Consider the following 13,868-nt stretch of genomic DNA (forward strand, 5'->3'; position numbering starts at 1 on the left):
GCTATGGAGTTTACATTGTGTGTGATTATTGTTTTTATAAATGCGTTTTAACACTATAGATTAGCACGATGATATAAAAGAAGAGATTCATTGTGGTCCCTTGAATCGATTGTAAAAAACAGGAAACTCTGGCCGGGAGAGAGGGATTCGAACCCCCGGAGGTGTGACCCTCAACGGTTTTCAAGACCGCCGCTTTCAACCACTCAGCCATCTCCCGAATTTTTATTATATGAATATGCAGTAGGCTAATTTGGAGGCGACACCCAGATTCGAACTGGGGAATCAAGGCTTTGCAGGCCCATGCCTTACCACTTGGCTATGTCGCCACATATAGAATCTAAAAGGTGGTGCCCGAGACCGGACTTGAACCGGTACAGACGCAATGTCCGAGGGATTTTAAGTCCCTTGTGTCTACCAATTTCACCACCCGGGCGTAACCCAAAAGTTCCAAAACAAAAACACTAAATTATAAAAACTGATGAAACATAAACGATATGGAGCGGGAAACGGGGATCGAACCCGCGACCCCAACCTTGGCAAGGTTGTGCTCTACCACTGAGCTATTCCCGCACAAAAATTGGAATTTTAGCAGTGTTTTTCTAAAAAATCAAGCTAAATTCTACAAATAATTAAAATATAAGTTTTTTTCACTACAATAACAGCTTTAAGTGCTTTGTATTTAGACAAAATAACCGATTTTACGACATCTCTTATATAAGGATCTTGTGTGCTAACTCAATTCCAAAGCTATCCATTTGAAAAGCTCCGTGCCCTCCTTAACGATATAACGCCACCACAGATACCACCTATTACGCTTACCATAGGCGAACCACAATTCCAAACACCACAAAATATTCAACTTAGTCTCAAAGAAAATACCCCATTACTCAATAAATATCCAAGATCAAGTGGTGAAGAGTACCTCATCAATGCACAACTTGCCTTTATTGCTCATCGCTATGGCATAGAACTGAATCCACAGCAAATTATCCCTACATTTGGGACACGTGAAGTGCTTTTTAATTTTCCCCAATTTTATCTCTTTGACACACAAAACCCTATTATAGCCTACCCTAATCCATTTTATCAAATCTATGAAGGTGCGGCAATTGCGTGCAGGGCTCAAACAATCCTTATGGATCTCACACCACAAAATACCTTTAAGCCCTCTTTGCAATCTCTTTTAGCAAATCCAAACAAGCCTCAAATTGTGATTCTTAACTCTCCCAACAATCCAACTGGTAGCGTCCTAGAGCTTGATGAACTTATAGAATGGGTGCAAAAAGCACTTGAATACGACTTTGTGATTTTAAGCGATGAGTGTTATAGCGAACTTTATGTCGATACAAAACCAACAAGTATCCTAGAAGCAAGTCTTAAAGCAGGCAATACGAATTTTAAAAATATTTTAGCACTTAATTCTATATCCAAGCGCTCTAGTGCTCCAGGACTTAGAAGTGGATTTATTGCCGGAGATAGCGATATTTTAAAAGCCTATGGTTTATATCGCACATACATTGGATGTGCTATCCCGCTACCACTCCAAAAAGCCGCTACATATGCGTGGGAGGACTTTCACTCACCAGAACAAAGTCGCGCAATCTATGCAGAGAATCTCCGCGTAGCCCAAAAAATATTCCCTGATATTCATATTAGCCCATACACATTTTATGTATGGCTTAATGTTGGCGATGATGAGGAATTTTGCAAATATATCTATGCCACTGAAGGCATTAGCGTGCTCCCTGGTAGCTTTTTGGGACGCAATGGTGTTGGTAAAGGTTATGTGCGCCTTGCTCTTGTGTATGATACACCCACTATCACAGACGCACTAAGACGCATACGCACATCTCTTCAAAATTTTCACAAAATACACAAATAGGATAACAATGCAAAAAGCAATGAAAATACATTTTATTGGTATTGGTGGGATTGGAATCTCTGGACTAGCTCGTTATCTTATGGCTCAAGGCGCACAAATTAGTGGATCTGACATTGCACAAAGCAACGCCATAAAAGAACTAAAAGCCCAAGGAGTGTCTATCACAATCCCACACAACGCAGATTCTATTACCGATCAAGATCTCGTGATACACTCTGCTATCATCAAACCTGATAATGTCGAAGTTTTAAGTGCTCTTGAAAAAAAAATCCCTGTCCTTTCGCGATCACAAGCTCTAGAATTTATCCTCAAAGACAAAAGAGTATTTAGTATCTGTGGAGCACATGGTAAAAGCACGACAAGTGCGATGCTTAGTAGTATATTTCCAGAATATGGCGCAATAATTGGCGCAGATTCTAAAGAATTTGGCTCTAATGTGCGTGCATGTGCGAGTGAGAATCTTATCTTTGAAGCTGATGAATCTGATAAGAGCTTTTTAAATTCCAACCCATATTATGCAATCGTGCCAAACGCCGAACCTGAACATATGGAAACATACAATCACAACTTAGAGGAATTTTATAGCGCATACGATGCGTTTTTGCAACTTGCCAAAAAACGCGTTATCAATATCCAAGATACCTACCTCCAAAATGTCAATCTCCAAGCCACAAAGCTAAATCCCAAACACGATATTTGTGATATCACATATATGATTGATAATAGCGAACCATACACGAGATTCACACTCAAAAATGTAGGGACCTTTCAAGTCTATGGTTTTGGTGAGCATATCGCACTTAATGCCTCTTTGGCGATTTTATGCGCACTTGATGAAGGCAAAGATATAGCACAAATCGCCACAAATCTCCGTAATTTCAAAGGTATAAAAAAGCGTTTTGATATACTTCAAAAAGGCGCAACAACTATCATTGATGATTACGCGCATCACCCTACAGAGATACTAGCCACACTAAAAAGTGCTCAAATTTATGCCAACCTTAGTGGCTTACATCGCGTTATTGCCATTTGGCAGCCACACAAATACTCGCGCCTTGTAGAGAATCTCCAAAGTTTTAAAACATGCTTTAAACTTTGTGATGAATTAGTAATTTTGCCTGTGTGGTGCGCTGGTGAAAAAGAAATAGCTATCGACTTGCCTAATGAATTTACACATTATAAACCTACCTTTGCCACACATATCAAAAAAGAAAATCAAGGCATCGCATTGTATAATGATACATACAAATTGCGTGATCTCCAAAATGCACTTATTATAGGATTAGGGGCTGGGGATATCACCTATCAGCTACGCGGTGAAAAATAATACACACAACACCTAAAAAGGATTTTTATGGCTTATATCTTATTTGTTATTTTTGTTACACTGCTTATCGCCCTCATCATGATGATCATCAAAGATTCACAAGAAATTGACACAAAAAAGCGCATTGGCATTACCATAAGTCTTGTTATTATCGTGGGGTTAGGCGGTATTTACACATATTTACAAGACCAAGATGCACAAAACCTCTATGAACTTCAAAATGCCTTTAATCGTGGAGAATCGTTGCGGTGCAAAATGAATGATGATACTCTTGTAGTCCAAAAGCAAGATTTTGAAATCACAAGCGGTATCAAATCTATTCAAGGCAAGGAAAACTCCCCACACAAGGGCATAAAAATCCTCTTAGAATCTTGCAGTAAATAACACAATGCGTGCACTCTCTAAACTTATCAATGCCCTTGATTTAGAGGATTTTATTCATACTTTTGAGAGTTTTTTGGCACGCCCTAAAGACTTTGCATTTAGTGGCGATAGACGAGTCTTTGCCCATTTTTTACAAGAATTAGAATCTACACACATAAGCCCACTCCCAAAGCTAAAAGACTTACAAAATGCTCTTATTCATCTCCAAAAATTTGGTGTCTTAAGTTTTGAGGATATTTTTGAATTTGTAAAACTTGTGCGATATTTTGCCTACCTAAAACGCCTCATAAAAGAAGATACACCACATCTTTGCACTTGGCTAGATTCAATCCAAACCCCACCACATATTACACAACTTTGTGAGATCTTTGAAGATGATGGTGAATTAAAGCGTGGGATTTATCCAGATATTGATGGCATAAAAGACGCTATCGCCCGCACACAACAGCATATCACACAAGCCTTTAATGCCCTACTTGTAAGCATAAAAACATATCTTGTAGATCAGCAGATTCACTACATTAATCAGACAGAATGTCTACTGCTAAAAGCCGGGTTTAATAATGCACTCAAAGGTATCATTATCGCGCGTAGTGCCAATGGCTTTTTTTATGTCCTACCACAAAGTATCGCCGAACTAAAAACAAAGCAAAGTAGCCTCAATGACACGCTCCAATCCCTCCTATATGAGCTTTGCAAAGACTTAAGTGCGAGTTTGCAAAAGCAACTTATGTTTTTGCGATTTTTAAATAAAGAATTTGATAAGTTTGATCATATCTATGCGCGTCATAGTTTTGCCAAGGCATATAATTTGGAATTTGTATATGAATCTAGCAAAGAAGATATTGTCCTAAAAGATTTTTGTCACCCAATCCTTAAAAATCCAAAGCCTCTAAATATCGAGATTCATAAAAAAATCATCCTTGTTACTGGTGTCAATGCCGGAGGTAAGACAATTTTATTAAAATCTATTTTGTGTGCAAGTTTGCTAAGCAAATATCTCTTGCCACTAAAAATCAATGCCACGCATTCTAAAATCCCACTTTTTAAACATATCTTTGCCATTGTTTCAGATCCACAAAATAGCAAAAATGATATTTCAACATTTGCAGGGCGTATGATGGAGTTTGCACAAATTTTAGATGAGGATAATTTTTTGCTAGGTATCGATGAAATTGAACTAGGCACAGATTCTCAAGAGGCAGCAAGCCTATACAAAGTCCTTTTAGAACACCTAAGCCACAAACAATGCAAGATTATTCTTACTACACACCATAAGAGCCTCGCGGCGTTGATGGCAAATAGGGAGGATGTCGCATTAATTGCAGCCTTGTATGATGAAACAAAATCACGCCCACTTTATGAATTTTTGCAAGGTAGCATTGGCAAAAGCTATGCATTTGAAACTGCCAAAAACTATGGGATTCCAGCAACCTTAATCAATCGCGCACAAGAAGTCTATGGCGAGGACAAAAAATATTTGAACGAACTTATTGAACGCTCTAGCACGCTTGAGCGAGAACTCAAACAAAAAATGTGTCTCTTAGAACAAAAAGAACAAATATATGAGCGCAAAGCACAAGCCCTGAATGAGACTATTACAAATTATGAACGCGAATACACACACATAAAAACCGAGCTAGAACGCACTTATCGCAATGCTCTTAATGAGCTTAAAAAACACATGAAAGAAAACGACAACAAAACTATTCATCGTGGTATCAATACAGCAAATGCGATCTTGCAAACATATACACACCACTACACTCCAAAAAAACCCAAAGAAACAAACCTCAAAAAAGGTGATTATGCCAAATACGGACAAAATCGCGGGGTGATTATCGAGATTACGGGAAAAATGTGTAGTCTTGAGCTTGAAAATGGTGTGCGCCTCAAACTTCCACTCCACCAACTAAAGCCCACACAAAAACCCCAAATAACACATTCCAAAACATTACCCACGCCCACAAAACCCGCAAATGTGAGTCTTGATCTCCATGGAATGCGTGTGCAAGAGGCTATAGAAACACTTGATAATTTTCTCTCAAATGCCCTCATAGCAGGATTTGATGAAGTGCTTGTGTATCACGGAATTGGCACAGGCAAACTAAGTGCAGCCGTGGCAGAATTTCTAAAATCTCACCCAAAAATCCAATCCTTTGGTGATGCACCACTAAATCTCGGTGGTTTTGGTGCAAAAATTATCAAACTCTAAAATAAAACCTAATATTCACAAGTCGTGATTGAAAAAGTATATCTGAAGTCTTAGAAAGAAGATGGCTCCGGATGCAGGATTCGAACCTGCGACCAAGCGGTTAACAGCCGCCTACTCTACCGCTGAGCTAATCCGGAATTTCAAAAAAGCGTAATTATAAAGAAGTTTTCCCAAAAAGTCAAGCACCAATCCCTATAGAAATTGCAAAATACCATAGTTTTTTAAAAAAATCTTTGTCTTTTATGTAATGCCGCGCAACTTTTTGCAATATCTCCATCTTCAAGCACCTTTTTTTCATCAAGCGAACACAAAAAATCTTGCACTACTTCTTTTTTGACAAGCACAGGCAAATAACTATGATATGTAAGACTGATAAGCCCCAAGAAATTCCCTTTTGTATCAAAAATCCCCTTACCATAGGCAAAATTAGGATACCAATCGCGTTTTAGCTGATAGCCATATTTGACATATGTAGCAGACGCCTGATCATAATATGTCTCTACTTCACCAACTTGCATTGTTTTTGGCACAAAAGAATAATATTTATCCACATAAGGGAATAATACATTTTGATTAGGATTTATACTTGATGTTTTGTTAAAGACATCTATTGTAACACGCTTTTGGATTCTGTCATGGTAGTAACTCTTTTGCACAACATTGCAATAATCATCTGTGCTTGCGATATTTTCCAAAAGTGCTAAGCCACTTTGAGTATCCACAACCATAAGATGCAATTTTGCAACACAAATAATTTCAGGCGCACTAGAATCTTGCATTTTTACATACACGCGACGCGGTATGAGTGAATCACTATACACAACCTCACTTGAAGTAATATACAAACCATTTTTAAGCATATTTGCAAAACCTCGACGCATAGATCCATCATTAAAATGCACCTCTATAATCGCTGTGGCATAAATCCAATCTGGTAAAGGTTCTGGGAGAATGTATTGCTGAGGTAAAAGTGTAGGAGAAAGCATAAGGGCTGTATTTTGATTAGAAATATTATCAAGATTTTCTTTTGATAAAGATGCGTAATCTAGCCCCTCACCCAATCTAGAATCTAACCCACGCAAAGGCGAAGATTTATGAATACCAGATGAATCCATAACACCCTCTTGTATAAGCATATCTTCATCATACACATCTGCATGCAGCAATACACACATACAGACAATGCTCATAACCCTTGCAATCCTTTGCAATTTTTTGTCCTTTTTTAAGCGAAAGTATGTTGCTATATCGGTAAAATATGCCGTATTTTTACCTCACGATTAAGGAGTTTTCCATGGAAGAATTAAAGGTTTTTGACATCAATCCACAGGAATTGCAAAAGCTTAACTATGCACTTATTAAAACAAATAAGGGCTCTATGCTTATTAAATTATTTCCCGATGACGCACCCCAAACAGTAACTAACTTTGCTACTCTTGCAAAAGATGGTTTTTATAATACCCTCACTTTTCACCGCGTAATACCCGGATTTGTTGCACAAGGTGGTTGTCCTATAGGCAATGGCACAGGAGGTCCAGGATATAGAATCCGTTGTGAATTAAAAGATAATCCAAACCTACACAAAAAAGGCTCGCTTTCTATGGCACACGCGGGGCGTGATACTGGTGGTAGCCAGTTTTTTATTTGTTTCTTGGAGCAACCTCATCTTGATGGTGAACACACCGTTTTTGGACGCATACAACCTAACAAACGCGAAAGCCTCAAGGTTTTAGATTCACTCAAACAAGGTGATATTATAGAATCTATTGAAATTTTTGAGCAAGAACCTCAAGAAAACTAACACACGCTTTGGACACGAAGCGAGGAGAAAGGAATGTTTGTCTTTGAGCCATTATTCACAATTTTTGTGCTACTTTTTGGTGGTTATGTCGCCAAAAGATTAGGTGTCCTCAAACAAAAACAATCCAAGATGTTTCTTGATTTTGCCCTGCTCTTTGCTCTCCCCTGTCTTATTTTTGAAAATACTTACAAACTCAAATTTGATACAGAACTGCTAGGAGTGATCGCCATAGGACTCTGCTCTAATATCCTAACAACTTGTATCATCATAGTCCTTGGCAAAATGTTTAGATTCTCAAAAAATACCTTAGTGAGTATGGCGCTACTTACATGCTTTGGTAACACACTTTTTGTAGGGATACCTATCATTTCTGCGCTCTATCCAGATCCGCAGTATATAGGTGAAGTGATTTGTTATGATGCTCTAGCTACCATGCTACCAATTTTGCTTTTTGGTTCATTTGTTATTAATCTTGCATACCCCAATAAACCAAGTTTAATCCAAAATATCAAAGCTATTGTGATGTTTCCGCCATTTATTGCGCTTATCTTAGGACTAGTATGTAGCCTTATCAAGTTACCATCTTTTATCTTTAGTCCTATTACGCTTTTTGGGTATTCAGCGACGCCTGTAGCACTCTTTGCCATTGGGCTTTCTCTGGGCTTTAGTGCGATTAAAAATTCCTACAAAAGTGTAGCGCTTGTCATAATAGGCAAAATGCTTTTAGCGCCGCTTATTTTTATAGGTATAACCCATATCCTCCACATATCTTCATCGCCATCTATATTAATTGCTATCTTTGAAACTGCTATGCCAACTATGACTCTTGCTGGAGCTATGGTCATGAAAGCAAAGCTAGACTCTAATCTTGCGGTGAGTGCGATTGCCTTTGGATTGCTTTTTAGTGCAGTATCAATACCATTTTGGGTTTGGATGTTATACTAAAAAGAAGATCGAAATTACGCAATGGCGGAACGGACGGGGCTCGAACCCGCGACCCCCTGCGTGACAGGCAGGTATTCTAACCAACTGAACTACCGCTCCACCTTATCAGAATAAGATGGTGGTCGCTATAAGACTCGAACTTATGACATCCACCTTGTAAGGGTGGCGCTCTACCAACTGAGCTAAGCGACCAAAGGAAATAAAAGTGGTGACCCCTAGGGGATTCGAACCCCTGTAGCCACCGTGAAAGGGTGGTATCCTAACCGTTAGATGAAGGGGCCACTTTTATTCACAAAGAAAATCATTGAAGTGGTGACCCGTGTTGGATTCGAACCAACGGCCCATTCCTTAAAAGGGAATTGCTCTACCAGCTGAGCTAACGGGTCATCAAGCTATTTTAGCCCTACACCTTTTGTTACAAAAAAGCGAAATTATAGTCATTTTACTAGCGTTTGTCAAGAGAGACTTTGGTAACTTCATAGATTTATGGTGTATTTTTTTTCAAAAGTTTAGCCTCATACAAAAATCTTGATGGTTCATAATCAATGCCCTTAAGCGCATCTCTTTTGGCGTAAGAAAGCACAAGGTTTTCCTTGGCGCGTGTAATTGCTACATACAAAAGTCGCCGTTCCTCTTCCAAACTCCCACCTTTATTCATCAATTTCACATTTGGAAATCGCCCATCCATCAAATCTACAATATATACATCTCTAAACTCTAAACCCTTGCTCGCATGCACACTAAGGAGATTCACGCCACTACCCTCATTTGCCTCGCTTGAGCCAAGCACCATAGCATTAAGAAATTTTCCCATTTCTTTATAATTACATGCCAAATCACGCAACAAAGAAACTTTACGCTCAATATTATCTAATGCCTTTTGCAAACGCTCTGCATCTATGCTTCCATCTTTATTTTTAGCGCGAGTTTGCGCGAGATGATACACGATATCTTTAAAAAACTGACTATGTGCAATGCGTGCAATACAATCCTTTGGGTTTGTAATATCTTGTATCTCACCAAGCATGGCAAAAAATGTATCCAAAAACTGCGCACCTTTGAGGGTAAGTTTTGGGTGTTCCAAAATAGGGTGTGAAGCAAATTGCTTAGAAATGTGCTCATCAAAACGATTTTGTGCTTGTAGTGCAAAAAAATCATCAAAAAGTCCAAGTTCTGTATTTTTTGCTCTCTGTTCATAAGGACGCACCAAAAGATCCGGACTAAAAAGCCCTCTAAGCGCTACGCCATTACCAAGTCGCAAAAGAGATTCATAAATATCCCTTGCCATTGCATTGCCTATGCCTTTGCCGTAGCCCAAAATATGAATATATGCCATCATATCACGCGGATATGTCGCTATCGCACAAATATCAAGCACGACAGAAACCTCCTTGCTATCAAAAAAGCTTGCGCTACCCTTACGTTTGCACGAGATTCCAAGCTCACGCAAACAAGCCTCCAAACCATCGGCACTTGCATTATTGCGAAAAATAATAGCAACATCTTCATGCTTATAGTTACTTAACGCTATATGCTTGGCAATCCCTTGATATTGCGCAAACAACTCTTCAAAACCCAAAAGTTTTGGCGATGCAAAAGCACCATCCTTGATAACCTCCAAACTTTTAGGATAGATTCTAGGATTATGCTTAATAAGCCTATCAGCTAGAGACAAAATTTTTTCTGAAGAACGATAATTTTTGCTCAAAGTAAAGACCTGCGCATTTGGATACTTGGTCGTAAAATTTCCTATAATCCCAATATCCGCTCCATTAAAAGCATAAATGCTTTGATCATAATCCCCCACACAAAAAAGACTTTTTGGATTTAAAGCCTGCAATATAGAATCTTGTAAGGGATTTGTGTCTTGATATTCATCACATAACACTTCTGCAAACTCCAATACATTGTGCGTAATCTCATCTCTAAAAAGCAATAACAAATCATTATAATCCGCATAATTGTGGTATCGCTTCAGCTCATCAAACTCCGCCAATACATCTTCATAAATCTTGACATATGGTGCTTGTGCAGGAATTTTTTGGCATATCCACTCACCAAAGCGCAATGGCGATCCGCTATTAAGATATAGTGAATAGCTATCATAGAGATATTGTGAAGTATAAACCGATGCCGAGCTACGATCGCTAAACACACGTTTTTCAAAAAGGCTTTTTAATAGAAGCTTTAGCTCTTTTGGTTGTTTAAGTGCAATATGCAAATGTTCTTTGAGATATCGATATGCCACGGCGTGGAATGTGCCAGATTCTATCTCACCAGCGACTTTAGAACCAAAAAATCTCCCCACACGCTCAATCATTTCTTGACTCGCCTTGTTTGTAAAGGTTAAGAGTAAAATCTCCTTAGGATGCACACCATTTTGGAGTAAGAATGCAATACGCCCTACAATCGTAGAGGTTTTGCCTGTCCCAGCCGAAGCAATGATAAGATTATAGCCTCGCTTAGCAGTTGCGGCAAGATATTGTTCTTGATTGAGGCGAGAGAGAGGCATAAAGTTTATTTGTCAAGAGATTGTAGGCGTTTCTTGCTAACGCTATTGATGTTACCCAATGATTTGCTCTCATAAGCCATACAATCTCCTTAGAAGTTTGTTATAATTCCTCAAAATTATACAACCAAAGAAATAAGGGTGCTCTTATGCAAGAAAAAAAAGCTTACGATCCACAAGCCATAGAATCTAAGATTTATGAAATATGCCAAGAACGCGGATATTTTGAAGTCGATAGAAGCAAACAAAAAAACTTTTGTATTATGATGCCCCCACCAAATGTTACAGGTGTGCTACACATCGGACACGCACTCACATTTAGCCTCCAAGATATTATTACGCGCTATAAGCGTATGGACGGCTATGCGACATTATATCAACCAGGTATGGATCATGCAGGGATTGCGACACAAAACATTGTTGAAAAACAACTTCTAGCCCAAGGTATCAACAAAGAAAGTATCGGTCGTGAAGCGTTTGTCGATAAAGTATGGCAATGGAAAGAAGAATCTGGTGGCAAGATTCTAAACCAAATGCGAAAACTTGGTATCTCTCCAGCATGGAGTAGGCTGCGTTTCACAATGGATGATGGCTTAAAAAATGCTGTCAAAAAAGCGTTTGTGCAATGGTATGAACAAGGGCTTATCATTCAAGATTCTTATATGATTAATTGGTGCACACACGATGGCGCACTAAGCGATATAGAAGTAGAATACAAACAAAATGATGGCTTTTTATACCATATCAAATATCCGATTAAAGATTCTACACAATCCCTTATCGTTGCCACCACACGCCCAGAAACATTTTTTGGCGATACTGCGGTAATGATAAACCCAGATGATGAACGCTATAAGCACCTTGTGGGTAAAAGCATCATACTTCCCTTACTTAATCGCGAGATTCCTATCATTGCAGATTCACATGTAGATATGAGTTTTGGAACAGGATGCGTTAAAGTAACACCTGCACACGATATGAATGACTATGAAGTAGGCAAACGACACAATCTTCCCTCACTTGTTATCTTTGACGAACAAGGAATTCTTAATGATCTAGCCGGAGAGTTTGCAGGGCTAGAACGCCTTCAAGCACGAGAAAAAATCGTTGCAAAACTACAAAGTGAGGGCTTTATCCACGCCATAGAACCCTATCAAAATCAGGTAGGAGTATGCTATCGTTGCGGTAATGTCATAGAACCCTATATCTCTAAGCAATGGTTTGTCAAAAAAGAAGTTGCTACAAAAGCTATAGGACGCATCAATAATGGTGAAGCGAAATTTTTCCCCGCACAATGGCTTAATAACTACAATGCGTGGATGCGTGATTTACGCCCATGGTGTATTAGTCGGCAACTTTGGTGGGGACACAGAATCCCTGTGTGGTATTGCTCGTGTGGTGAAAAAGTGGCTAGTGAGACTGATAACCCTACTTGCCCTAAATGCCACGCCACTATTACCACACAAGATAATGATGTGCTTGATACTTGGTTTAGCTCTGCATTGTGGGCATTTAGCACACTTGGTTGGGGCAATACAAACACCACACGCCAACAAAGCGATATGACACACACGCTCTATCACGATGAGGATTTACAGAGATTTTATCCTAATTCCTTGCTTATTACAGGCTTTGATATTTTGTTTTTTTGGGTGGCGCGTATGCTCCTAGCAGGAGAATCTTTGTTGGGTAAGCTACCTTTTAAAGACATATATCTACACGCTCTTGTGCGTGATGAAAATGGCGAAAAAATGAGTAAATCAAAAGGCAATGTCATCGATCCTCTTGAGATTATCGCCACATATGGTGCAGATTCTGTGCGCTTTACACTCGCTAGTTTATGTGCGCAAGGTAGAGATATTAAACTCTCACACACCCAACTTGAACTTAGTAAAAACTTCGCCAACAAAATCTATAATGCTGCGCAATTCCTCCTTATGTATGCCACACAACTTCGCCCACAAAATCCTTATTTCACAGATGAGAATCTTACATTCTCTACACCGCTTGGGCGTTATATGAACTCACGCTTAGCCTTTGCGACCAAACAACTCCGCTACGCACTCGATAACTATCGCTTTAATGATGCCACAAGCATACTACACCACTTTTTGTGGAATGAATTTTGTGATTGGGGTATCGAACTTGCCAAAGCCCAAAAAGAAGCTATTTTTGAATTAGGCGTAGTTTTCAAAGAGGGCTTAAAACTCTTGCATCCATTTATGCCATTTATCACCGAATATTTGTGGCATGCACTTAGTGGCACAAGTTTAGAGACAAGCCAATCAATTATGATAGCTACATTCCCTACAAACACGACACAAGATGATTGCATAGAGCAAGAATTCACATTGATTAAAGATTGTATCACTTCCTTGCGCCGTATCAAAGCAACCCTAGAATTAGGCAACGCCCAAATACAACAAGCCTTTGTGCGCATAAATGTCTCTATAGATGTAGCACTGCTGATGCTTTTTGTCAATAAACTTGCCAAAGTTGAGAATCTTGCTATCCTAGATTCTCACGCTACTAATCCAATCGAATGTATAAGCGATGTCGGAGAAGTAGCACAAACTTTCATCGCACTACGTGGGATTGATATTAGCGCTATCATCACACGCTTACAATCCCAAGAAACAAAGCTCCAAAAAGAAATTACAAAGCTTAACACTATGCTAGAAAATCCAAACTTTGTCAAAAACGCACCACAACAAGTGCTAGAACAAAACCGCGCCACCCTACAAAACGCCAAAGACAAACTCCAAAAAGTCCAAAACGAACTCCACACACTCCAAAGGAAATAAT

Annotated in this window: 9 protein-coding genes and 9 tRNA genes; 7 read left to right on the forward strand and 11 right to left on the reverse strand. The window is 39.1% G+C overall.

What is annotated here, in order from left to right; all coding sequences use genetic code 11:
* Positions 1-129: 129 nt before the first annotated feature.
* The 4 genes from C6H22_RS00410 to C6H22_RS00425 all read right to left on the reverse strand — a co-directional run bounded on the left by C6H22_RS00410 (position 130) and on the right by C6H22_RS00425 (position 570).
* Positions 130-217, reverse strand: a tRNA-Ser gene (locus C6H22_RS00410).
* 34 nt (positions 218-251) lie between these two features.
* Positions 252-326, reverse strand: a tRNA-Cys gene (locus C6H22_RS00415).
* A 19-nt stretch (positions 327-345) separates the two neighbouring features.
* Positions 346-433, reverse strand: a tRNA-Leu gene (locus C6H22_RS00420).
* 62 nt (positions 434-495) lie between these two features.
* A tRNA-Gly gene (locus tag C6H22_RS00425) sits at positions 496-570 on the reverse strand.
* A 157-nt stretch (positions 571-727) separates the two neighbouring features.
* Between C6H22_RS00425 and C6H22_RS00430 the strand changes: the two genes are divergently transcribed.
* From C6H22_RS00430 to C6H22_RS00445, 4 genes are read left to right on the forward strand one after another with little or no spacing between them, the layout of a single operon-like run.
* Positions 728-1,882 carry a succinyldiaminopimelate transaminase gene (locus C6H22_RS00430; RefSeq protein ID WP_104693386.1) on the forward strand — a complete coding sequence of 385 codons (1,155 nt, stop codon included), beginning with the start codon at positions 728-730 and terminating at the stop codon, positions 1,880-1,882.
* Between the two features lie 7 nt (positions 1,883-1,889).
* Positions 1,890-3,209, forward strand: a complete 1,320-nt coding sequence (gene murC, locus C6H22_RS00435) for a UDP-N-acetylmuramate--L-alanine ligase (RefSeq protein WP_233706967.1) — start codon at positions 1,890-1,892, stop codon at positions 3,207-3,209.
* Between the two features lie 27 nt (positions 3,210-3,236).
* Positions 3,237-3,593, forward strand: a complete 357-nt coding sequence (locus C6H22_RS00440; protein WP_104693387.1) for a hypothetical protein — start codon at positions 3,237-3,239, stop codon at positions 3,591-3,593.
* Between the two features lie 4 nt (positions 3,594-3,597).
* Positions 3,598-5,808 carry an endonuclease MutS2 gene (locus C6H22_RS00445; protein WP_104693388.1) on the forward strand — a complete coding sequence of 737 codons (2,211 nt, stop codon included), beginning with the start codon at positions 3,598-3,600 and terminating at the stop codon, positions 5,806-5,808.
* 62 nt (positions 5,809-5,870) lie between these two features.
* Here the strand turns inward: C6H22_RS00445 and C6H22_RS00450 are convergent.
* Both C6H22_RS00450 and C6H22_RS00455 read right to left on the reverse strand, forming a co-directional pair.
* Positions 5,871-5,945: transfer RNA gene (locus tag C6H22_RS00450), tRNA-Asn, on the reverse strand.
* An 84-nt stretch (positions 5,946-6,029) separates the two neighbouring features.
* A complete protein-coding gene (locus C6H22_RS00455) occupies positions 6,030-6,998 on the reverse strand; it encodes a hypothetical protein (protein ID WP_104693389.1) in 969 nt (322 codons plus the stop codon).
* A 104-nt stretch (positions 6,999-7,102) separates the two neighbouring features.
* On the opposite strand from C6H22_RS00455, the gene C6H22_RS00460 reads away from it, so the two are divergent.
* Complete coding sequence (locus C6H22_RS00460; protein ID WP_104693390.1) at positions 7,103-7,609, forward strand: peptidylprolyl isomerase; 507 nt, start codon at positions 7,103-7,105, stop codon at positions 7,607-7,609.
* Between the two features lie 33 nt (positions 7,610-7,642).
* On the forward strand, positions 7,643-8,554 hold the full coding sequence (locus tag C6H22_RS00465; RefSeq protein ID WP_104693391.1) for an AEC family transporter: 912 nt from the start codon (positions 7,643-7,645) through the stop codon (positions 8,552-8,554).
* Between the two features lie 22 nt (positions 8,555-8,576).
* Here C6H22_RS00465 and C6H22_RS00470 read toward each other — a convergent pair.
* The 5 genes from C6H22_RS00470 to C6H22_RS00490 form a co-directional block, all read right to left on the reverse strand.
* Positions 8,577-8,653: transfer RNA gene (locus tag C6H22_RS00470), tRNA-Asp, on the reverse strand.
* Between the two features lie 17 nt (positions 8,654-8,670).
* A tRNA-Val gene (locus C6H22_RS00475) sits at positions 8,671-8,746 on the reverse strand.
* Positions 8,747-8,760: 14 nt separating this feature from the next.
* Positions 8,761-8,835: transfer RNA gene (locus C6H22_RS00480), tRNA-Glu, on the reverse strand.
* Positions 8,836-8,864: 29 nt separating this feature from the next.
* Positions 8,865-8,940: transfer RNA gene (locus tag C6H22_RS00485), tRNA-Lys, on the reverse strand.
* A 98-nt stretch (positions 8,941-9,038) separates the two neighbouring features.
* Entirely contained in the window at positions 9,039-11,066 is a 2,028-nt protein-coding gene (locus C6H22_RS00490) for an ATP-dependent helicase (protein WP_104693392.1), read from the reverse strand.
* Between the two features lie 146 nt (positions 11,067-11,212).
* Here C6H22_RS00490 and C6H22_RS00495 point away from each other — a divergent pair, with 146 nt between their 5' ends.
* On the forward strand, positions 11,213-13,867 hold the full coding sequence (locus C6H22_RS00495) for a valine--tRNA ligase (protein ID WP_104693393.1): 2,655 nt from the start codon (positions 11,213-11,215) through the stop codon (positions 13,865-13,867).
* The last annotated feature ends 1 nt before the right edge of the window (position 13,868 follow it).

This window comes from Helicobacter equorum, from assembly GCF_900198655.1.
GTDB classification, from domain to species: Bacteria; Campylobacterota; Campylobacteria; order Campylobacterales; family Helicobacteraceae; genus Helicobacter_F; species Helicobacter_F equorum.